This is a genomic window from Mesorhizobium sp. WSM4816 (genome assembly GCF_055811535.1).
In genome coordinates this window covers 1-19535 of sequence record NZ_JBVVQR010000032.1, presented here as the reverse complement: position 1 = coordinate 19535, position 19535 = coordinate 1, and the positions used below count along the sequence as shown (strand labels likewise).

The 19535-nt window shown below is 61.2% G+C and carries 22 protein-coding genes and 1 tRNA gene; 15 read left to right on the top strand and 8 right to left on the bottom strand.

Annotated features, from left to right (window positions below):
- Positions 1-46: 46 nt before the first annotated feature.
- A complete protein-coding gene (locus tag AC0L3H_RS25695) occupies positions 47-547 on the top strand; it encodes an NUDIX domain-containing protein (protein ID WP_473587319.1) in 501 nt (166 codons plus the stop codon).
- Position 548: 1 nt separating this feature from the next.
- On the opposite strand, the gene AC0L3H_RS25690 is transcribed toward AC0L3H_RS25695, so the two are convergent.
- Positions 549-1538 (bottom strand): glutathione S-transferase family protein, encoded by a 990-nt coding sequence (locus tag AC0L3H_RS25690; RefSeq protein WP_473587318.1) that lies wholly within the window; start codon positions 1536-1538, stop codon positions 549-551.
- Positions 1539-1848: 310 nt separating this feature from the next.
- Here AC0L3H_RS25690 and AC0L3H_RS25685 point away from each other — a divergent pair, with 310 nt between their 5' ends.
- The 6 genes from AC0L3H_RS25685 to AC0L3H_RS25660 all read left to right on the top strand — a co-directional run bounded on the left by AC0L3H_RS25685 (position 1849) and on the right by AC0L3H_RS25660 (position 7001).
- Complete coding sequence (locus AC0L3H_RS25685; protein WP_473587317.1) at positions 1849-2385, top strand: GNAT family N-acetyltransferase; 537 nt, start codon at positions 1849-1851, stop codon at positions 2383-2385.
- A gap of 215 nt (positions 2386-2600) precedes the next feature.
- Positions 2601-3362, top strand: coding sequence for a 3-hydroxyacyl-CoA dehydrogenase (locus tag AC0L3H_RS25680; RefSeq protein ID WP_128248040.1), 762 nt, complete (start codon positions 2601-2603; stop codon positions 3360-3362).
- A gap of 6 nt (positions 3363-3368) precedes the next feature.
- On the top strand, positions 3369-4577 hold the full coding sequence (locus AC0L3H_RS25675; protein WP_473587316.1) for a CaiB/BaiF CoA transferase family protein: 1209 nt from the start codon (positions 3369-3371) through the stop codon (positions 4575-4577).
- A 38-nt stretch (positions 4578-4615) separates the two neighbouring features.
- Positions 4616-5377, top strand: coding sequence for a HugZ family pyridoxamine 5'-phosphate oxidase (locus tag AC0L3H_RS25670; RefSeq protein WP_473587315.1), 762 nt, complete (start codon positions 4616-4618; stop codon positions 5375-5377).
- 173 nt (positions 5378-5550) lie between these two features.
- On the top strand, positions 5551-5889 hold the full coding sequence (locus AC0L3H_RS25665) for an ArsR/SmtB family transcription factor (RefSeq protein WP_287140992.1): 339 nt from the start codon (positions 5551-5553) through the stop codon (positions 5887-5889).
- 308 nt (positions 5890-6197) lie between these two features.
- On the top strand, positions 6198-7001 hold the full coding sequence (locus AC0L3H_RS25660; RefSeq protein WP_473587314.1) for a TrmH family RNA methyltransferase: 804 nt from the start codon (positions 6198-6200) through the stop codon (positions 6999-7001).
- Between the two features lie 29 nt (positions 7002-7030).
- Here AC0L3H_RS25660 and AC0L3H_RS25655 read toward each other — a convergent pair whose 3' ends face one another.
- Both AC0L3H_RS25655 and AC0L3H_RS25650 read right to left on the bottom strand, forming a co-directional pair.
- Positions 7031-8179, bottom strand: a complete 1149-nt coding sequence (locus AC0L3H_RS25655; protein WP_473587313.1) for a coiled-coil domain-containing protein — start codon at positions 8177-8179, stop codon at positions 7031-7033.
- Between the two features lie 148 nt (positions 8180-8327).
- A complete protein-coding gene (locus AC0L3H_RS25650) occupies positions 8328-8936 on the bottom strand; it encodes a DUF1134 domain-containing protein (RefSeq protein WP_473490947.1) in 609 nt (202 codons plus the stop codon).
- 357 nt (positions 8937-9293) lie between these two features.
- On the opposite strand from AC0L3H_RS25650, the gene chpT reads away from it, so the two are divergent.
- Together chpT and AC0L3H_RS25640 are read left to right on the top strand one after the other, a co-directional pair.
- Complete coding sequence (gene chpT / locus AC0L3H_RS25645; protein WP_077380165.1) at positions 9294-9923, top strand: histidine phosphotransferase ChpT; 630 nt, start codon at positions 9294-9296, stop codon at positions 9921-9923.
- Positions 9924-10171: 248 nt separating this feature from the next.
- On the top strand, positions 10172-10540 hold the full coding sequence (locus AC0L3H_RS25640; protein WP_091594643.1) for a response regulator: 369 nt from the start codon (positions 10172-10174) through the stop codon (positions 10538-10540).
- Positions 10541-10658: 118 nt separating this feature from the next.
- Here the strand turns inward: AC0L3H_RS25640 and ctrA are convergent, their stop codons facing one another.
- Entirely contained in the window at positions 10659-11354 is a 696-nt protein-coding gene (gene ctrA / locus AC0L3H_RS25635; protein WP_006203583.1) for a response regulator transcription factor CtrA, read from the bottom strand.
- A gap of 450 nt (positions 11355-11804) precedes the next feature.
- On the opposite strand from ctrA, the gene AC0L3H_RS25630 reads away from it, so the two are divergent.
- A complete protein-coding gene (locus tag AC0L3H_RS25630; RefSeq protein ID WP_473587312.1) occupies positions 11805-12182 on the top strand; it encodes a flagellar export protein FliJ in 378 nt (125 codons plus the stop codon).
- Positions 12183-12598: 416 nt separating this feature from the next.
- Here the strand turns inward: AC0L3H_RS25630 and sciP are convergent, their stop codons facing one another.
- On the bottom strand, positions 12599-12874 hold the full coding sequence (sciP, locus tag AC0L3H_RS25625) for a CtrA inhibitor SciP (protein ID WP_006203587.1): 276 nt from the start codon (positions 12872-12874) through the stop codon (positions 12599-12601).
- Positions 12875-13148: 274 nt separating this feature from the next.
- On the opposite strand from sciP, the gene mnmA reads away from it, so the two are divergent.
- Positions 13149-14339, top strand: coding sequence for a tRNA 2-thiouridine(34) synthase MnmA (gene mnmA, locus AC0L3H_RS25620; protein ID WP_077380422.1), 1191 nt, complete (start codon positions 13149-13151; stop codon positions 14337-14339).
- A 55-nt stretch (positions 14340-14394) separates the two neighbouring features.
- Here the strand turns inward: mnmA and AC0L3H_RS25615 are convergent, their stop codons facing one another.
- Complete coding sequence (locus tag AC0L3H_RS25615) at positions 14395-15360, bottom strand: Gfo/Idh/MocA family protein (protein WP_023797942.1); 966 nt, start codon at positions 15358-15360, stop codon at positions 14395-14397.
- Between the two features lie 316 nt (positions 15361-15676).
- On the opposite strand from AC0L3H_RS25615, the gene AC0L3H_RS25610 reads away from it, so the two are divergent.
- The 4 genes from AC0L3H_RS25610 (at position 15677) to AC0L3H_RS25595 (ending at position 18311) form a co-directional block, all read left to right on the top strand.
- Positions 15677-15753, top strand: a tRNA-Met gene (locus AC0L3H_RS25610).
- A 494-nt stretch (positions 15754-16247) separates the two neighbouring features.
- Entirely contained in the window at positions 16248-17174 is a 927-nt protein-coding gene (locus tag AC0L3H_RS25605; protein WP_473587311.1) for a DNA-methyltransferase, read from the top strand.
- Positions 17175-17535: 361 nt separating this feature from the next.
- Positions 17536-17976 (top strand): hypothetical protein, encoded by a 441-nt coding sequence (locus AC0L3H_RS25600; protein WP_473587310.1) that lies wholly within the window; start codon positions 17536-17538, stop codon positions 17974-17976.
- Positions 17973-18311: a hypothetical protein gene (locus AC0L3H_RS25595; RefSeq protein ID WP_473587309.1), complete on the top strand. Its 339-nt coding sequence runs from the start codon at positions 17973-17975 to the stop codon at positions 18309-18311. The genes AC0L3H_RS25600 and AC0L3H_RS25595 overlap by 4 nt, the downstream gene beginning before the upstream one ends.
- A 70-nt stretch (positions 18312-18381) precedes the next feature.
- On the opposite strand, the gene AC0L3H_RS25590 is transcribed toward AC0L3H_RS25595, so the two are convergent.
- Positions 18382-18552, bottom strand: a complete 171-nt coding sequence (locus AC0L3H_RS25590; protein ID WP_473587308.1) for a hypothetical protein — start codon at positions 18550-18552, stop codon at positions 18382-18384.
- A gap of 284 nt (positions 18553-18836) precedes the next feature.
- Positions 18837-19316 (bottom strand): TspO/MBR family protein, encoded by a 480-nt coding sequence (locus AC0L3H_RS25585; RefSeq protein ID WP_473587307.1) that lies wholly within the window; start codon positions 19314-19316, stop codon positions 18837-18839.
- Positions 19317-19535 lie beyond the last annotated feature (219 nt).

The window sequence follows — 19535 nt, the reverse complement described above, 5'->3', positions numbered from 1 at the left end:
TCATAAGCGACGCGCGCGCTGCTTTCCACCCACGGTTTCGTGGGTGATGATGCGGCCCGATCCGGAGCAAGCTTTCCGCCAGACCGGCTGGCCGGGTCTCAGGGCAAGGCTGTTTCATCTGTACTTCGTGCTGCGGCGGCCGATGACGCTTGGGGTGCGTGGTTTGATCCACGATCGCAGGTCCAATTCCGTCTTCCTCATTCGCCATACCTATGTACCGGGCTGGCAGCTTCCCGGCGGCGGCGTCGAGCTGGGCGAGACGATGATCGAGGCGTTGGCGCGCGAGCTCTCCGAGGAGGGCAATATTGCATTGACCGCGCCGCCGGTGCTGAAATCGATGCATTTCAACCGTCGGGCCAGCCGCCGCGACCATGTCGGCCTCTATTTGGTCGAGCAGTTCAACCAGACGACGCCGAAGCTGCCGGACCGCGAGATCGCCGCAGCCGGCTTCTTTCCGCTCGACCGCCTGCCGGAAGCAACGACGCCGGCCACGTTGCGGCGGGTTGCCGAGAATTTCAGCGGCGCCGCGGCATCGCCCTACTGGTAGATCACGCTGCCTTCCTGAACCGCGCCCGATCATGCGGCGCCGCGTAGTCCAGTTCCGGCCCGACCGGCACGATGTGCGTCGGGTTGATCGTTTCGTGGCTGCCGTAATAGTGCGCCTTGATGTGGTGCAGGCTCACCGTGCCGGCGACGCCCGGGACCTGATAGAGGTCGCGCAGATAGTTCGACAGGTTCGGATAGTCGGCGATGCGGCGCAGGTTGCACTTGAAATGGCCGACATAGACCGGGTCGAAGCGGACCAGCGTGGTGAACAGCCGCCAATCGGCCTCGGTGATGCGGTCACCGACCAGATAACGCTGGCGAGATAGGCGATCCTCGAGCTTGTCGAGCGCCGCGAACAGTTCGCCAAACGCTTTCTCATAGGCCGCTTGCGTGGTGGCGAAGCCGGCGCGATAGACGCCGTTGTTGACCGAGGGATAGACCAGAGCGTTGACCGCGTCGATTTCGCCGCGCAGCGCTTTCGGATAGAAATCGAGGCCGGCATCGCCCCATTCGTCGAAGGCTGAATTGAGCATCCGAATGATCTCGGAGGACTCATTTGAAACGATCGTCTGTTCTCGCCTGTCCCACAGAACCGGCACCGTCACGCGGCCGGAATAGGCGGGATCGGCCTTGGTGTAGACTTGATGCAGGAAGTCGAGGCCGTAGAGCGTATCGCCGGTGGCGCCGTCCTCGGCCAGGAAGGTCCAGCCGTTGGCGCCCATGAAATGATGGACGACCGAGACGGAAATCACGCCCTCGAACTTTTTCAGTGCCCGAAAGATCAGCGTCCGGTGTGCCCAGGGACAGGCAAGCGAGACATAGAGATGGTAGCGCCCCGGCTCGGCCTTGAAGCCGCGCGTGCGGCCTTCGGCCGGCCTGCCGTCAACCGTGACCCAGTCGCGCCATTGCGACTGCGCCCGCACGAATTCGCCATCGCTCGCCCTGGTGTCGTACCCGCTGTCCTGCCATTTGCCGTCGACCAGCAATCCCATGTGATGTCCTTTCGTCTCCGTAGGGATGTAGGCACAAACCGACGATGCGGAAATCGCCAGGCGTTGAACAGTTCGTCAATCGCCCGGTGCGGCAGACGAATGGCGGCAAACGAAGGCGGCAAACGAATGGCGGCAGCAAACGGCCGATTGCGGTGGCTGAAGATTGATGCTAGCGGAAAATCCGCATGTTTGACTTTGCTTTGATCCGGTTCGACCGACGACGAAAGGGCGCCCGCGCTTGATGAAGCGCTGACTGGCGAACGCTGCCGTTTGCAGCAAACCTTTCTCCGTCTACCGGAACGCAAAGACCATGAGCCTTGCCGACGTGAAATACCTGCCGGAAACTCCGGCGCATGACCCCGAAATCGAAGCCATCAACGACGAAGCCTTCGGGCCGGGCCGTTTCGTGCTGGGCGCCTACAAGATCCGTGAGGGCGGCCCGCATGAACGCGCTCTGTCCTTCGTGGCCGTCGATGGCGATATCGTTGTCGCCTCTGTGCGCATGACGCGCATCGCGGCCGGCGCCGGCCGCGCGCTGATGCTCGGACCGCTTGCCGTGCGGCCGGCGTACAAGAATCTCGGCATTGGCCGCCGGCTGGTGGCGATCGCGCTGGAGGCCACCGCCAAGGCCGGCATGCCGGCGGTGGTGCTTGTCGGCGACGAGCCCTATTACGGCCCGCTCGGCTTCAAAAGAATCCCGCGTGGGCAAATCTCCATGCCGCGCCCGGTCGATCCTGACCGGCTGTTGTCGCATGAGATCGTGCCGGGCGCGATGGCACGGCTGGTGGGGGAGGTTTGCCACGCCGATCAGGCAAGGATTGCCGCGCAAATCGCCGCGATGGCGTGACCATCCGGATGCTGTTGCGCCGTCCTGTCAGGCTTCGTAGCATGTGCCCGACTAAGGTGTGTTGAGATTCAGGTCAGGCCGAGCCGAAAACGGTGGTATTCGAGAACCGGAGCGGAGCGTACTTTTGGGTACGTGAGCACCGGAAGCGCAGGAGACCACTGTTTGTGGGCCGGCCTCACCTGAATATCAACACAGCTTGGATGGAGGACGCCGACATGAACCCCAACGGCCAGATTGCGATCGTCACCGGCGGCGGCTCCGGCCTCGGCGAGGCGACGGCACGTGCACTGGCCGCGAAGGGCGCCGGCGTTGCTATCCTCGACCTCGGCATCGAGCGTGCGGCGAAGATTGCGGCCGATATCGGCGGCATCGCCATCCAATGCGACGTAAGCAGCGCCGACGGCGGTGCTGCTTCAGTGGCAGAAGTGGTAAAAAAATTCGGCGAACCCCGTATCCTGGTCAATTGCGCCGGCATCGCCATCGGCATGAAGACGATCGGCAAGGACGGTCCGCACCCGCTCGACCAGTACCGCAAGGTGATCGAGGTCAATTTGATCGGCACCTTCAACATGATCCGCCTCGTCGCCGACCAGGCCGCGAAGCTTGAGCCGCTGGACGGCGGCGAGCGCGGCGTCATCGTCAACACGGCATCGGTCGCCGCCTATGACGGTCAAATCGGCCAGGCGGCCTATTCAGCCTCCAAGGGCGGTGTCGTCGGCATGACGCTGCCGGTGGCGCGCGACCTTGCCCGATCGGGCATTCGCGTCTGCACCATCGCGCCCGGCATCTTCAAGACGCCGATGATGGCCGGCATGCCGCAAGAGGTGCAGGATACGCTCGGCGCCGCGGTGCCCTTCCCGTCCCGTCTCGGCGAGCCTTCCGAATATGCAGCCCTTGTGCTGCATATCATCGAAAATCAGATGCTCAACGGCGAGACCATCCGCCTCGATGGCGCCATCCGCATGGCGCCGAAGTAGCCGACCATGAGTGCCGAAGTCGCCCTTCAGGCGAAGACCGGCCCGCTCGCCGGCCTGACGGTGATCGAGATGGCCGGGCTTGGACCGGTGCCGCTGGCCGGGCTGATGCTGTCGGAGATGGGCGCCGAGGTGCTGCGCATCGAGCGGGCTGGGTCGAGCCAGCCGTTTCTGGCGCTGCCGGACGAATACGACATCGACTGTCACGGCCGCTCCATCCTGCGGATTGACCTGAAGCGCTGGGAAGGCGCCGAACTGGTGCTGCGCCTTGCCGAAAAGGCCGACATGCTGGTCGAAGGGTTTCGTCCCGATGTCATGGAGCGGCTTGGTCTCGGGCCGGATGCGGTACTGGCGCGCAATCCGGCCCTGATCTACGGCCGCATGACGGGGTTCGGCCAGGACGGTCCGCTATCGGGACGTGCCGGCCACGACATCACCTACCTCGCCTATTCGGGTGTGCTACATGCCATCGGCCAGCAAGGCGGCCGGCCGGTCCCACCGCTCAACCTTGTTGCCGACTACGGCGGCGGCGCCATGATGCTGGTCGCCGGCGTACTGGCCGCCCTGTTTGAGCGCTCGCGCTCCGGCAAGGGTCAGGTGATCGACGCCGCGATGACCGAGGGCGCTTCAATGCTGGCGACACCTGTGCACGCCCTTATGGCGGCGGGCCTGTGGAGTGGCACGCGTGGCGCGAACCTGCTCGATTCCGGCGCGCCCTTTTACGACACCTATGAGACCGCAGACGCACGGCACCTCGCCGTCGGCTGCCTTGAGCCCCGGTTCTTCGCCGAATTCGCAAGACTGCTGCCGCTCGACCAGATTTTTGTACGCGGCCAATACGACAGGAATTTGTGGCCGCAGATGCGGGCCGCCATTGTCGATCGGGTCGGGCAGAAATCACGGGACGACTGGGACCGTCTCTTCGCTGCAACCGATGCTTGCGTCGCACCGGTCTTGTCGCTGCGGGAAGCCAGGGATCATCCGCACAATCGCGCTCGCAACGCCTTCTTGAAGTCGGGTGCGCTTGAGCGCCCCGCCCCGGCGCCGCGCTTTTCGCGCTCCCGGCCGACGCTTGCCGCCATGCCGGCCGATCACGATTGTCAGGCGGCGACGGTGCTGGCACGCTTCGGCCTTTCGGAAAGCGAGACTGAGGCCCTTTTCAAATCTGGGGCCCTTTTCAAATCTGGGGCCCTTGTCAAATCCGGTGTGATAGGTTGATAACTGGAGAGCAAAGATCAGCTTAAGACGGTGTGGATTTGAACGATCGAAAGAAGGACGTGATCCGCGAGACCGACGCCGAAGCGATCAGGCTGGCGAAGACGCTGATCCGCAGTGCCCGTTTCGGCGCGCTGGCGGTGATAGAGCCCGGGACCGGTTCGCCGCTGGCCAGCAGGGTTGGTGTCGCCACCGATATCGACGGCACGCCGCTGATCCTTGTATCGATGCTGTCCGCCCATACCGGCGCGATCCTTTCCGACCCGCGCTGTTCGCTGCTTGTCGGCGAGCCCGGCAAGGGCGACCCGCTGGCGCACCCACGGTTGACGCTCGTCAGTCGGGCGGCACGGCTTGAGCCTGGATCCGACGAGCACGCCCGCGCCGAACGGCGCTATCTCAACCGCAACCCCAAGGCGAAGCTCTATGCCGGTCTTGGCGACTTCTCGATCTTTCGCCTTGAGCTGGAGCGCGCCAGTCTCAACGGCGGCTTTGGCAAGGCCTACCTGCTCGAACGCGCCGATCTGGTCACGACCGCGCCGATCGTCGAAGAGCTTGCCGCTGGCGAACAATCCGCCCTCGACCATATGAATGCCGACCATAGCGACGCAATTGTCGTCTACGCGCGCCACTTCGCCAAGGCGGCGGGCGACGGCTGGGTCGTCACCGGCTTTGACGCCGACGGCATGGACCTGGCATTGGGCGACGATATCTGCCGGGTGTTCTTTCCCGAGCCATTGAGGACGGCGCGCGAGCTCAGGCATGTTCTGGTCGACATGGCAAAAATTGGCCGAGTGGCGGATTAAACACAGTCCGACTGTTAATCGCGTCGGGTCGAAAGCAAGTCTTGAGGTTTGTGCGAGATGTTCTACGCTTTCCCGGCAGCGTTGAATCGCCAGCGCACATTCGCAAGTGAGCCTATGGAATCAGACGCTATTGCCCCCATAGCGCCGGACGAGCAGGAAGGTATGGGGGATCGATGGTCTCGAAAAAGCTAATCGCCAATGCCGAATCAGCGGCTTCGTTTCTGACGCTGATGGGCAACGAGAAACGACTGTTGATCATGATCTACCTGGCCGACGGTGAAATGTCGGTCGGCGCTATCGCCGAAAAGGTTCTGCTCAGCCAATCCGCCCTGTCACAGCATCTGGCCAAACTGCGGGCGCTCGATCTCGTCGAGACCCGGCGCGACCGGCAGATGATCTACTATTCCTGCAAATCCGATGCCGTGCGCGAACTTCTCAACACGCTGGACGGGATTTTCGGCGAGGGTGAGCTATCGCAGATGGCATACCGCCCGCGTCGCTCGGGGACTTGACCGGCCAATGCATGTCGCCCAAAGCCGGCAACATGCATAACTGGTCCGAGCGCCCCTTGCCTGGCTGACGACTCCTGATGCATGTCGCGCAAAAGCATGCCCGTGCAGCGGTTTTGCGGTAACGACATGCATAAAACAACAACCTAAAGCGCGTCGCGAGGTCGGTTGAGGTCGGTCGAACGCGACGCGCTTTTGAGCGACTTGCGTCCACTTGGACGCAGAAGGTACGTTCTGACACTTTGGATCCACGCGTCGTGCTGTCGCAAAACCCACCACGATCGGGCCGATGCGGGTCAGTTGAGGCAAGCATGCGCAGCATTCGTATCGACGACCCGCAAGACCCGCGCGTCGCCGCCTATCTCGACATTCGCGAGCGCGATCTTGCCGGCCGGCAGGGTCGTTTCGTTGCCGAAGGCAAGGTGGTGCTCGAAATGCTGCTCGCAGCCAAACGCTTTACCGCCGAATCGGTGCTGGTGCTCGAAAACCGGCTGGCAGGCCTCGACGCAACCCTGCGCAAGGCGCCCGCGGACCTTCCGGTCTACGCGGCGGCTAGCGAGGTCATGGACAGGATTGCCGGCTTTCACATGCATCGCGGCATATTGGCGATCGGCCGCAAGGGCGAGGCGCAGCCTGCAGAGGCCTTGCTGGATGCGCTGCCCGCCCGCGCGTTGATCGTCGTGCTGGTCGGCATCGCCAACCATGACAATATGGGCTCGATCTTTCGCAACGCCGCCGCCTTCGGCGCCGATGCCGTGTTTCTGGACGCGACCTGCTGCGATCCCCTGTACCGCAAGGCGATCCGCGTTTCGGTCGGCGCCGCGCTGAAAATTCCTTTTGCCTCCTTCGCTGAGACCGTCGGCTTTACCGCGGCGCTCGAACGGCTGGGCTTCGGCCAATTCGCATTGTCGCCGCGCGGACAAACCGACATCCGCGATGCGAAAAGGACCGAACGGCTGGCACTCCATCTCGGCACTGAAGGCGAAGGCCTGCCCGAGATGCTGCTCGCCCGCCTGCGGACGGTGCGGATCGATATGACAGAAGGCTTCGACAGCCTGAATGTCGCCGCCGCGTCAGCCATCGCCTTGCATCATTTCTCGGCAAGCAGGACCTGAGCCGCAGAAGTCAGCATCACTGCCTGGGCTCAATGCGCCGATTCGGCCTGCTGCAGCGCCCGCACGCGATCGGCAAGGCTGCGTTCACCGCTTCCCGGTGGGTTGGGTGCCGCAAGAACCTTTGCGATCGGCGATTCCGGCCCGTCGAGCTTCGCCGTCAGGGTTACGACCTGCGCCGCCAGGTCGCTCATCTGCTCGCGCAACGCAGCGCTGGCGCCCTCGGATCTGGATGCCGCGTCGGCGGCAAGATCCGTTTTCAGCCTCTTGTTCTCGCTGGCCAGTGCCGTCAATCTCGCCTCCAACTGCTCCCGGTCGCTGTCGAGCTTGGCGATAGCTTTTTCCATATCGCCCTTGACGGCCACATCGGCCTGACCGACTTGCGGTCCGACGAGACGCACCGCTGCCGACGCATTTTCCACGCTTTCGCTTTTCAGCTTTTCGCGAAGCCGCGCGATTTCCTTTTCGCGGCGTTCAAGCTTGTCCTCGCGATCGGCAAGCGTGGCGAGCAGGCGCTCGATCTTCTTGTCCAGTTCGCCGGTCCTTTTCTTCTCGGCTTTCAACGCGTCTCGCGCCGCCTTGCTCTCGGCCGCGATCTCCTGTTGGCGCCTGTCCGCCTCCTTGCGCTGGCCGCGCAGCACTGAAATATCATCGGCCAGCTTCTGCAATTCGGATTCGCGCGCCACAAGTTCGATCTGACGGCTGCTGGAAGAAAAGCTGGCGTCGTCATACATGTGCTCCAGTTTTTTCAGCTCGAGCACACGCTTTTCCAGGGCATGCTCGGTTTGAGCAAGCCGATCCGACAAAAGCTGCAACTGGTCTTTGCGCTGCCGAAGGTCTTCGCCCTTGGCCTCGAGCGCGGAAAGGGCCTGTTCCTTGTCCTTCCGCTCGAGCGCCAGCTCCTTCAGTGCTTCGCGGCCGCGGCCGATCTCGACAAGCTGTTCGGCCGATTTCTCGCGCAACGCCTTGACGCTCATCTCAAGCCGACGTGTCGCCATGGCGAACTCGGCGCGGATGCGATCCTTCTCCGCCTGGATCTCGGCCAGCGTCAGCGGCATCGAGCCCTCGATGCGTTTACGCGTCAGCATCACGGCCCGCCGCCAGATGGCCGGGGCGATCATCAGCGCCAGAAAGCCGGCGCAGAGAAAGCCGAGGACAAAGAACAGGACCGACTGAACCAAGGTGACTATCCGTTATGAACGGCAAACAACCGTAAGGGACTGTGCCACGTTCGCATGACGGAATTCCAGTGCCGCGGCAAGGGTCTGCCGCAGCATTGTTCAGACCGTCGATCCTGGAAACAATCGCGGTGACGAGGCAACCGCTTGCTCAGAATGGATTCCAGGTGGCGCGCTGGGTAAGCTTGAGGTAGCCGAGATTGACGCCAAGCCGGGCGCCGACGCCGGTACGGATCGGCACCAGCAGCACATTGTTGTTCTTCATCACGTTGAAGCCGACGCCAGCCACGAGGTAGGCGGAGCCGGCAAGGCCGCCGAAACGATTGTAGAGGCTGTTCACATCGTCGAGATTATATACCAGCATCATCACCCGCGAGCCCTCGCCGCCAAAATCCCAGCCGAGCGACGGGCCCTGCCAGAACACTTTGTGATCGCCGGCATTCTTGGTGTAGAGTGTGCCTTCACCATAGGTCAGGCCACCGATCAGGGCGCCCGAGCCCTCCTCGCCAAGCAAATAGCCATTGGGCAGGCCATAGGAGGAGAAAATCTTCTCCACGACGGTGGCGAGCCCGCCCGACGTCGCACCGAAGAATTTATGACCGGAATCGACGATCTCCTGAGCGGTGTATTCCTGGGCCCGCGAAGGCGAGGTTGAAAAAACGACAAGGCCCATGAGAGCGATCGCCATTGAGAAGACACGGAGAAAACTCCGGTCTGTGAAGACACGGAGAAAACTCCGGTCGTAGTATCGGGAAAACATGCTTCCAATCTCCGTCAGGGAGCACTTTCGCCGACGCCTCGCATCCGTGCGGCTCTTTGGTGGCCGTTAAGGATGACTGTTAAGGACAAACTATGCCGTAATCCTTTTTCAACCATTAAGCTTTCACATGAAGATGGCGGTTCGTAGGCTGGTTTCGCGCTGATTTCGCGTCGACCCGCAGTATCCGCACCCTGCGTGAACACACCATTTTCGATAGCGACAATTCCGGATTTGTTGCTGCACGCTCAGGCGCTGTGTATTCAGTAGGCCTTGGGAGAGCGAGCGTGATTCGTGTGGACAGGCGTGATCGTTGATCGCCCGGCCATTTCCAGTGAAATTTTGCAGGGACTTTCGCCGATGGCCGAGCTTTTCACCCTTTCCGCACCCGATCTCGCCGCGCTTTTGTGCAGCCGGGTCTGCCACGACATCATTTCGCCGGTCGGCGCCATAAACAACGGGCTTGAACTGCTCGACGAAGGCGGCGCCGACGAAGACGCCATGAAATTGATTCGCCAGAGCGCCAGAAACGCTTCGGCCCGCCTGCAATTCGCCCGCATCGCCTTCGGCGCAGCCGGTTCTGCCGGCATGATGATCGACACCGGCGATGCCGAGGCCGTTGCGATCGCCTTCTTGAAGAACGAGAAGCCGGAACTGATCTGGAATGGAACCCGTGCGCTGCTGCCCAAGAACAAGGTAAAGCTGCTGCTCAACCTCATTCTCGTCGCCAACGCTGCCATTCCGCGTGGCGGCAAGCTTACGGTCACGCTTGAAAACCTTGACACGGAACCACGCTTTGCGCTCGCCGCGAGCGGTCCGATGCTGCGCGTGCCGCCCAAATTCCTGGAGCTCCATTCCGGCAACAAGCCTGAAGAACCGATCGACGCGCATTCGGTGCAGCCCTACTACACACTGCTTTTGGCGCGCGAGGCGAACATGACAATATCGATCCACGCGACCGCAGAAGAAATCGTTCTCTCGGCTGCTTGAAGTTACTAAGAAATGATTGAAAAGAACAGATAAGAGTTTTTAAACAATATTTACTACGCCATCACGGTGGAATGAAATGAGCCATCCAGGCTAGTTCGGCCGAAGCATCGGTCAAGAAGTTTCCGCAAAAGCTGTTCTTGCAAAAATTTTACCTATCGGCTTTTCAGCTTCTTTACCGGATTGATCCTACGGTGCCTTTCAGTACCGCGACGCTGCCGGATTGCCGCATGGCAAAGAGGGCCCGGAAAATGAAACGCTGCATGTTCATCGACGATTCGAGCGTCATCAGGAGGGTTGCAAAGCGCATCCTGGGTGGTTCCGACATGCTGGTCATCGAAGCTGCCAGCGGGCTTGATGCGGTTGAGATGTGCACTGCCGACATGCCGGATATCATCATTGTCGACGGCGCCTTGCCGGACATGCAGGCCGAGGACGTCATTCGCCGCGTACGCGCCATGGAAAGTCCGATACAACCCCAGATCCTGATTTTGCTGGTTGAGGTCGACGTCGCGTCGATCATGCGGGCAAAGCGCGCCGGCGCCCAAGGCTATCTGCTGAAGCCGTTCACTCGGCCGCAACTTCTCGAGCGCTTCCGCAGCTTGAGATTTGCCGCCTGATTCACCGCCGCTGGCGCATGGCCGCGGAAATCGGCGCTCCAATATCTGCGACATAAAAACGCAAAATCCGGCCGAAGCCGGATTTTTGTCGGAAAAATCGATCGGATCGGCGTCTAGCTCAGGCGCTGACGCGGATGTCTTCCGGCTCGCGCAGCACGTAGCCGCGACCCCAAACCGTCTCGATGTAGTTCTGGCCGCCGGAAGCAGCGTCGAGCTTCTTGCGCAGCTTGCAGATAAAGACGTCGATGATCTTCAGTTCCGGTTCGTCCATGCCGCCGTAAAGGTGGTTGAGGAACATTTCCTTCGTGAGCGTGGTGCCCTTGCGCAGCGAGAGCAGCTCCAGCATCTGGTATTCCTTGCCGGTCAGATGCACGCGCTGGCCACCGACCTCGACGGTCTTGGCATCAAGGTTGACCACCAGGTCGCCGGTGGTGATGACCGACTGGGCATGGCCCTTGGAACGCCGCACGATGGCGTGGATGCGGGCGACCAGTTCGTCCTTGTGGAACGGCTTGGTCATATAATCGTCTGCGCCGAAGCCGAGGCCACGTACCTTGTCCTCGATGCCGGCCATGCCGGAGAGGATAAGGATCGGCGTCTTCACTTTGGAAAGGCGAAGTGTTCTCAACACCTCGTATCCCGACATGTCGGGGAGATTAAGGTCGAGAAGGATGATGTCGTAGTCGTAGAGCTTACCTAGATCGACCCCTTCTTCGCCAAGATCGGTTGTATAGACATTGAAACTTTCCGATTTCAGCATCAGCTCGATGCTCTGTGCGGTCGCACTGTCATCTTCTATCAGCAGAACACGCATTTCATTCCCCTTTTCTGCTGCCGGACCATTTCACGACCCGTCCAGGACCGGAGCAGTGATTGCCTGAGCAGAGGCTGCCATCGAATGGTTAACAAAACCTAATTCCGTGCCGTTGACGGTACCAGATTTTTTAACCCTTTTCTACACCTTGTTGAATCTAATAGCGAATCTAAGAACAAAACCGCTAATGCAAAACATTAATAAGCCAGACTAAGTGACTCCAGGGACTCGCTAGCCGTGCTTCCGCATCGGGGCCGGAATTTTTACCCGGCCTTAAGTCCTGAGCCGTATGATTAACAATGCCCGTAAACGAATGGTTACCGCCGGCAAAAAACTTTAGGAATTTGTTTCCCATAGTTCTGGTAAAGTCGGTGGAAGCGGGTCGAAGCCTGAGTTTGCCAGGCGGATTAGACGATATGTGCAGGTGTGCGTTTCCAGGAGTACCGAATCATGAAGTCACGTGAAAACCTCGTTCGGCTGAAGCAGTTTCAGGTGAACGAGAAGCGGCGGCAGTTGCTGCAACTCGACATGATGATCGCCGAATTCGAGCGCATGGCTGTCGAACTGGAACTCCAGATCACTGCCGAAGAAAAGAAAGCCGGCATCACTGACATCAACCATTTTGCCTATCCGACCTTCGCCAAGGCAGCACGCTTGCGCCGCGACAATCTCAGAAATTCGCAAAGCGACCTCGCCCAGCAGCGTAGCGTTGCCGACTCACTGCTCGGCGAAGCCGAAGCGGAGCTTTCCAAAGCGGAAATGCTCGAATCACGCGACACCAAGATCCGAGACGCCGAGACCGGCGGCCGCAGCGCCATGATCGGCTGAAAACAAGGCTTTAAGGCCGGTCAGCACCCAGCGATCAGGTCGTTGCCCATCTGGAATGTCGCCGCTCATAGGTCGAGCAACTGCCAGTTTCAGGCCTACGCTGCCAAATCCCCTTGATGCTCCGCGACCGCCAGCACCTGGGCATCCTGATGTCGGGCGCAGGCGATTCCGGCCAGGACCTTATCTGATTGAGCAACCCACCAGGTTCCGGCCGAGTTCGGCTCGGGGCCGACCGCGCAGGCTTGTGGAACGCGGCAAGGTCGACGCGAAAATGCTTGCTCCAAGAAGCAGGCGCTGCTCATGCCTTTTGTCAGCCCGATCGGCAGGTGGTGCTGACCGTCTGAAGCAGAGAAAACCCTGTCGGCAAAGCAAAAAGGGCGCGGATTGCCGCGCCTTTTGACATCCTTGAACCAGCCCTAATGCCGATATTGCTGGATGCGCGTCGTGCGCAGGCCGGCAAGGCCATATTCATCGATCGACGCCTGCCAGGACAAGAATTCCTCGGTGGTCAGCTTGTAGCGCTGGCATGCCTCTTCGAGACTCAGCAGCCCGCCCCGTACAGCCGCCACCACTTCCGCCTTGCGCCGGATAACCCAGCGACGTGTGTTCGTCGGCGGCAGATCGGCAATCGTAAGGGGGCTGCCGTCAGGCCCGATAACATATTTGACGCGCGGTCTAACAAGATCGGTCATCGTACTCTCTACTAAAAACTCAAAGACCCAATCCCCACCACATTACCGCCACAGCTTTAAAATTTGCCTAAGCGATCCCTAATAGCTAGGTAAGGATCATGAACGCCGCGTTAGTCTTTTCGTCGGCATTTGAGGCATCTGCCCAGCAAGCGCCCGAATCCGTTCAAAAAAATCGGCCGGTTCGCGAAGCTGGCGCACCCGGAAAGCTTGACCTATATTCCGGCCATTGGCATTCAGGCGCCGTCATCCAGGCGCCGTGCAGAATGAAAGAACCATGAACAGCCTCGACCTTCCCGGACGCCCCGAAGATACCCGCATCGTTGTCGCCATGTCGGGCGGCGTCGATTCGTCGGTTGTTGCCGGCCTTTTGAAGCATGAAGGCTATGATGTCGTCGGCGTCACGCTGCAGCTCTACGACCATGGCGCGGCAACGCACCGGGCCGGCTCGTGCTGCGCCGGCCAGGACATCGACGATGCCCGCCGCGTCTCCGAGACGCTCGGCATTCCGCATTATGTGCTCAATTACGAGGAGCGTTTCCGCAAGGCGGTGATCGACCCCTTCGCCGAGAGCTATGTGGCCGGCGAAACGCCGATCCCTTGCGTTTCCTGCAACCAGACGGTGAAATTCGCCGACCTCCTGGCGACCGCCAAGGAACTCGGCGCCGAGGCGCTGGCCACCGGCCATTACATCCGCTCCGGCGCCAACGGCGCCCATCGCGCGCTGTACCGGCCGGTCGACGCAGATCGCGACCAGAGCTATTTCCTGTTCGCCACCACACAGGCGCAGATCGACTACCTGCGGTTTCCGCTCGGCGGTCTGTCGAAGCCGCAGGTTCGGGCCATCGCCGAGGAAATGGGGCTGACGGTCGCTGCCAAGCAGGACAGCCAGGACATCTGCTTCGTGCCGCAGGGCAAGTACTCCGATATCATCGCCAAGCTGAAGCCGACTGCTGCCAATCCGGGCGACATCGTCCATATCGACGGCCGCGTGCTCGGCCGCCATGAAGGCATTTTGCGCTACACGATCGGTCAGCGCCGCGGCATCGGCATTGCCTCGGGCGAGCCGCTCTACGTCGTCCATCTCGACGCCGACCGGGCCCGCGTCGTCGTTGGCCCGCGCGAGGCGCTGGAAACGCACAAGATCTATTTGCGCGACATGAACTGGCTGGGCGACGCTGCGCTGTCAGATATCCCGGCCGCCGGACTGGAGCTTTTCGCCAAGGTCCGCTCGACACGCCCGCCACGCCCGGCCGTGCTGCGTCACAACGCCGGGATCACTTCGGTGGAACTGGTCGACGGCGAGTCCGGTATCGCGCCCGGCCAGGCCTGCGTGCTCTATTCCGACGACGGCAACGAGGCCCGCGTGTTCGGCGGCGGCTTCATCGAGCGTTCCGAACGCGGCGCCGAGGCCGAGGCGATGCTGACGCGGCTGGCGGCCCGGCCGGCGCAGATTCCCGCCGAATAGACGATAATCCCGATCTGTCGGGATCGATCAGGCTCTGATACAGCCGCACTTTCTCTCAGGAAGACGATCCGGTGTGGGCAACCGTGCCAGCGGTCAGGATACGCAGCACCCTGATGGCTTCCTCGCCGCTGGTACGCGGTTCTGCCCGCGTCTCGATGCACTGGATGAAATGCTCGAGCTCTCGCGTCAGCGGCATGCCCTCGCCCACTGCAACATAGGACGGCTCGTTGGTGGTGAAGGCCCATTGGCCGCTGTCTTGCCAGACCGCGTGGCGGTAGACGGCGAGCTTGCGCTCCCACGGCTCGACATCGTCGAACACCGCCATCGCCTTGGTGCCGACCACGGTCAGCCGCCGTTCGCGGTAGGGATTGAGCCGCGACGCGAATAGGTGGCTGCGCAGACCGTTGGGAAAGCGCATGTGCAGATGCGCGAAATCGCTGAGATTGTCGAGGAGCGCTGCCCCTTCTCCACGCACCTCGATCGGTTCCGTGCCGGTGATGGCCAGGATCATCGACAGATCGTGCGGCGCCAGGTCCCACAGCGCATCGTTCTCGGTGTGGAATTTGCCGAGCCCGAGCCGGTGCGAATGGATATAGCGGACCTCGCCGAGCTCGCCATTGTCGATCAGCGCCTTCAACGTCTCGAAGGCGGGATGAAAGCGCAGCACATGACCGACCATGAAGACGCGGCCATTGTCGACCGCCGCCTTCACCGAACGCTCGGCATCGGCCACCGTCAGTGCGATCGGCTTCTCCACCAGCACGTCCTTGCCGCCCTGGACGGCGCGCACCGCCATATCGGCGTGGAACTGCGGCGGCAGCGCCATCACGATGGCGTCGATGTCGCTGCGCACAAACAGCGCCTCCGGCTCGATCGCCAGGCAATCCTGCTCACTGGCGAAACCTTCGGCGCGGGCAGGGTTGACGTCCGAGACCGCGTGCAGCGCGCCGAGCGCCTTGAGGGTGCGGATGTGGTTGCTGCCCCAGTATCCGCAACCGAGGACTGCAATGCGCGGTTTCATCATTCCAACTCTAGAATTTCGTGGCCGAGACATAGCGGCGCGCCCCGCCGAACTCAACCCGGCATTTCTGTGCCCGATTATCTGCCCGGCCAAGCTTTTCGGCCATCAGAGCGAGGTGCGTCCGCCTGAACACACAAAGTGCGTCTCAAGACCGTGAAGCTTGGCGACGCGACAGGATGCGATAGAGTGTGTGCATCGACACCGGCTGCATCGATGCTTGACAGGCTTGGCGTCCCAACCTTATATCCGCCCGACCTTGGCGAACGCTTCGACATGCCCTCTGATTTGAGGCGGATTTCGGGCCTTTCGCCGCCCTGGCGGGGTAGCTCAGTTGGTTAGAGCACGGGAATCATAATCCTGGGGTCGGGGGTTCAAGTCCCTCTCCCGCTACCACTCAATTCTCCCGGAACGTTCTCTGCGTAGACTTGGCGGCTCAGAAACCCCACAGAACTGCTGGCTTTCGGCCGAAGGCTGGGGACTGTTGCTGGTAGTGAAGGTGCCTTTTTTGCTCTCTGTCAGCCCCTATTCTCCAAAGCTGGGGAGCGCGCCTTGTTACTCCATAGCTTTCCTCCATTGAAATCACAGGGTTTTCCGGCTGGAAGCTGGGGGTCGTTTGGTGCAACGAGCCGCTATGCGGAGAACACAGAAAGCAAACCTACCGGTGACGAATTAATCAGCCGCTTCGGCCTAGGAGCAGGGCTCCGGTGCCGAACTTCAAATGTTTGGAAGGGGGGAACGGGCAGTCCGCTCTTGATTCTGAAGGATGAAAAGTAGCCGTTCAAGGCGAGCGGGCCGCTCAGCGACGGATTCCGGTAAGCGAGGCGCAGAAACGAGCGCTGATCATCGCCGACAACAAGCTGGCGCTGAACGCCGGCTGGGACAACGAGTTGCTGGGGCTGGAACTCGCCGATCTGGGTGAGCTTGGCTTCAACCTGTCGCTGACCGGCTTCGACGAACTGGAGATCGCCTCCCTTATCAGCCTGGGCACTCCCGGCCTGACGGACCCCGATGACATCCCCGAGGTCCCGGAGCAGCCGGTGAGCATTGCCGGCGAAGTCTGGATCCTCGGCAGGCACCGGCTGATCTGCGGCGACAGCACCAATGCTGAGGATGTCGAGCGGGTGCTTGCCGGCGTCAAGCCGCACCTGTGCGTTTGCGACCCTCCATATGGCGTCAGCTACGATCCCTCATGGCGAGAGCGGTTCGGCGATGAAGAAGGTCTCGCCAGAGGCAAGGTGCTCAATGACGACCGCGCCGACTGGCGGGAAGCATGGGCGCTGTTTCCGGGAGATGTGATGTATGTCTGGCATGGAGCCCTTCATGCCGCCACGGTCGCTTCAAGCCTTGAGGCCAGCGGCTTTGCCGTCCGCGCCCAGATCATCTGGGACAAGACGCGGCTGGTCATCGGCCACGGCGACTATCACTGGCAGCACGAGCCGACCTGGTATGCCGTCAGGAAGGGCAGGAAGGGCCACTGGGCGGGTGATCGCAAGCAGACCACCGTCTGGGCCATTCCTCATAGGAAGTCCGACACGGGCCACGGCACGCAAAAGCCCGTCGAATGCATGCGGCGTCCGATCGAGAACAATTCCTCGCCAGGCCAGGCTGTGTACGAGCCCTTCTGTGGTTCTGGCACCACCATCATCGTAGCCGAGATGACCGGCGGCTGCTGTCACGCGATCGAACTAAACGCAGCCGATGTCGATGTCGCGGTTCTGCGTTGGCAGGACTTCACCGGCCAGGCAGCAGTGCTGGAGGGCGACAGACGGACATTCTCCGAAATCGCGGCGGTAAGAGCCGGAGGAGTGGCATGACCAGGATGGAGCTTGCCCGGGTTTGGCCGCCGACTCGCGATGCTGCCGGCCTTGCCGGCCATAAGCCGATGAGCCCGGTTGAGGCGATCCGACGGAAGTGCCTGGACTGCTCAGGCCAGCAAATGGCTGAGGTGAAGCTCTGCGAGGCGGTTACCTGTCCCCTCTGGCCGTTCAGAGCCGGCCGCCATCCCTACACCAGGAAGTGCCTCCTGGAGGTCAATCCTGAGCAAGGGCCCTCCACCGGCACTCCGGTGGCCCAAAATCGCTCTTCGTCGGGAATTGGCCTCCTGGAGCATGATTGCCGGGAAGGCGAGGCCAAGGCAGGCCAGGCGGTGAGTGTGGCATCTGGCGAAGCAGGCTGATGGCCCGCCCCAGCCATCAGCCCGATGCTTTTCATCGCCGTCAGGTAGAGGCGCTGGCAGGCTATGGTGTTCCGGAGGCAGACATTGCCGGCATGGTCGGTATGGATGCGAAGACGCTGCGCAAGCACTATAAACACGAACTGGCCTTTGGCCACACCAAGGCCAATGCCAAGGTGGCGGAGAACCTCTTCCGCAAGGCAACGGGCGAAGGTCGTGAATCGGTCATCGCCGCCATCTTCTGGCCCAAGGCAGGCGGCCGCTGGAAGGAGACCTCGGTCAACGAGCACTCAGGCCTGGACGGCAAGCCGATCGAGCAGGTGCATGAGATTCGCCGCATCATCCTGCGCGCTCCGGATCTTGCAAGCCTAGGCAAGACTCCTGCCGGCTCACCACCAGCAAACCTTCCCGTCACCTTCTGGGACGCGGACCGAGCCAAATGAGCGCCTATATCGAAGCTCCTCTGGAAAACCGGCCACTGAGCTCCAGGGTGGAGGCGCTGGCCGGCTTCGGGCTTAGCACGGCCGACATTGCCTGCGTGCTCGCTACAGACGAGCAAGACCTCAAGGCGACCTACGCTCATGAGCTCGAGAGCGGCGCGATCAAGGCCAACGCACGGGTCGCCGAAAGCCTCTACCGCAAGGCGACCGGTGAAGGTCGGGAGGCCGTCACTGCAGCAATTTTCTGGCTGAAGACCAGGGCCCGCTGGAAGGAGACTTCCATCCATGAGCTGGAGGGGAAAACTGGACACATCAGTGACCTTCGTGACCACCTATGAAGACATGAAGCTCCTGTAGGTGGCACGCCCGACTCGTCGGACGGCTGGTCAGCTCATTTCCCAGCTCGGATCATTTTCCGTCGGCGAGGGTATTCTCAATGGCAGCGATATTGAGCTCAAGCATGGCCACTCGTTGAATCGTGCTGGCGCTCGGTATTGTGTTTTGCTCGGCGGCGGCGAGAAGTAGATCGCGCTGCTCGTCCTTGAGACGTTTTGAGAGCGCTGTCAGTTTTTCGTGCATGTTGAACCCCATTAGTCAGAGTGGCCTATAGGACGCCGGCTAAGCACACTCAAGACCGCGCGTCAGCGCGCCTGAACGGAGCGCTGGTTATTCCCCAGTAGGCCACGCATGAGTTGCTGATGTGCGCCGCCTACTAGGCACCCGATGCCGATCACGACGAAGACGATCAGGATGCCTTGCTCGAGGCACATCAGTCGCGCTCCGAGATCACCGGGTACTAAGCCTAAACTTCAAGACCCCCAAACCCTCAGTGCAAGGTGGTCGTCGCACATTCCAAACTAGCGTCAGTTGAGTCGATCGATTTCCCAGTTCAATGCTGCCGCGAAGCTGACCCACAACAGGTAGGGCCCAAGTAGCATCGAGGCCGTCGGATCGATCTGCCAGAACGCCAGGATGGTCAGGACGATCGCAAGCCAGAGAAGCGTGATGACCACGAGGCCACCTCGCGGGCTGTGGAATGAAAAGAACACCCACGACCAGGCCGCGTTGAGCGTGATCTGAATTAGAAAGATCGCCACCGCAAAGCTGATCCAGTCGGCGTTAGCTTTCAGCACGCGATAGAAAGCATAGGCCATCATCAGGTACAGCGTCGTCCAAACCGGGGCAAATACCCAATTCGGTGGGTTGAAAGAGGGTTTGGTCAGGTGGGCGTACCATGTCGGTACATTGGGAATGGTAGCGAGATTGCCGGCAATTGCCGCCGCCGCGACCGGCACGATAGCCGCCAGAATGAGAAGAAGCGTGCTCGTCCCCGGATTGATCATGATGCCCCTTGTGTTGAACAGAGACGCAGTAACGCTGGAGGGGTCGGCGAAGTTTCACCGCCGCAGTCGCAAAGCCAGACGTTGCGCGGCGAGAAAGCCTAGCCGGCTAAGACCAGAAAGAACTTGCCTTGATGGGGCCGGCGAGCACACTGCAAACGGTGGTTTGCAGTTTGAACACCCCGGAAACAGCACCATGACGAGCGCGGTCGCCTACTATCG

What these genes read in the sequence shown, in the direction of transcription:
- AC0L3H_RS25695 (WP_473587319.1), top strand. Translation starts at nt 47, where the DNA reads ATGATGCGGCCCGATCCGGAGCAAGCTTTCCGCCAGACCGGCTGGCCG.
- AC0L3H_RS25690 (WP_473587318.1), bottom strand. Translation starts at nt 1,538, where the DNA reads ATGGGATTGCTGGTCGACGGCAAATGGCAGGACAGCGGGTACGACACC.
- AC0L3H_RS25685 (WP_473587317.1), top strand. Translation starts at nt 1,849, where the DNA reads ATGAGCCTTGCCGACGTGAAATACCTGCCGGAAACTCCGGCGCATGAC.
- AC0L3H_RS25680 (WP_128248040.1), top strand. Translation starts at nt 2,601, where the DNA reads ATGAACCCCAACGGCCAGATTGCGATCGTCACCGGCGGCGGCTCCGGC.
- AC0L3H_RS25675 (WP_473587316.1), top strand. Translation starts at nt 3,369, where the DNA reads ATGAGTGCCGAAGTCGCCCTTCAGGCGAAGACCGGCCCGCTCGCCGGC.
- AC0L3H_RS25665 (WP_287140992.1), top strand. Translation starts at nt 5,551, where the DNA reads ATGGTCTCGAAAAAGCTAATCGCCAATGCCGAATCAGCGGCTTCGTTT.
- AC0L3H_RS25660 (WP_473587314.1), top strand. Translation starts at nt 6,198, where the DNA reads ATGCGCAGCATTCGTATCGACGACCCGCAAGACCCGCGCGTCGCCGCC.
- AC0L3H_RS25650 (WP_473490947.1), bottom strand. Translation starts at nt 8,936, where the DNA reads ATGTTTTCCCGATACTACGACCGGAGTTTTCTCCGTGTCTTCACAGAC.
- chpT (WP_077380165.1), top strand. Translation starts at nt 9,294, where the DNA reads ATGGCCGAGCTTTTCACCCTTTCCGCACCCGATCTCGCCGCGCTTTTG.
- AC0L3H_RS25640 (WP_091594643.1), top strand. Translation starts at nt 10,172, where the DNA reads ATGAAACGCTGCATGTTCATCGACGATTCGAGCGTCATCAGGAGGGTT.
- ctrA (WP_006203583.1), bottom strand. Translation starts at nt 11,354, where the DNA reads ATGCGTGTTCTGCTGATAGAAGATGACAGTGCGACCGCACAGAGCATC.
- AC0L3H_RS25630 (WP_473587312.1), top strand. Translation starts at nt 11,805, where the DNA reads ATGAAGTCACGTGAAAACCTCGTTCGGCTGAAGCAGTTTCAGGTGAAC.
- sciP (WP_006203587.1), bottom strand. Translation starts at nt 12,874, where the DNA reads ATGACCGATCTTGTTAGACCGCGCGTCAAATATGTTATCGGGCCTGAC.
- mnmA (WP_077380422.1), top strand. Translation starts at nt 13,149, where the DNA reads ATGAACAGCCTCGACCTTCCCGGACGCCCCGAAGATACCCGCATCGTT.
- AC0L3H_RS25615 (WP_023797942.1), bottom strand. Translation starts at nt 15,360, where the DNA reads ATGAAACCGCGCATTGCAGTCCTCGGTTGCGGATACTGGGGCAGCAAC.
- AC0L3H_RS25600 (WP_473587310.1), top strand. Translation starts at nt 17,536, where the DNA reads ATGGCCCGCCCCAGCCATCAGCCCGATGCTTTTCATCGCCGTCAGGTA.
- AC0L3H_RS25595 (WP_473587309.1), top strand. Translation starts at nt 17,973, where the DNA reads ATGAGCGCCTATATCGAAGCTCCTCTGGAAAACCGGCCACTGAGCTCC.
- AC0L3H_RS25590 (WP_473587308.1), bottom strand. Translation starts at nt 18,552, where the DNA reads ATGCACGAAAAACTGACAGCGCTCTCAAAACGTCTCAAGGACGAGCAG.
- AC0L3H_RS25585 (WP_473587307.1), bottom strand. Translation starts at nt 19,316, where the DNA reads ATGATCAATCCGGGGACGAGCACGCTTCTTCTCATTCTGGCGGCTATC.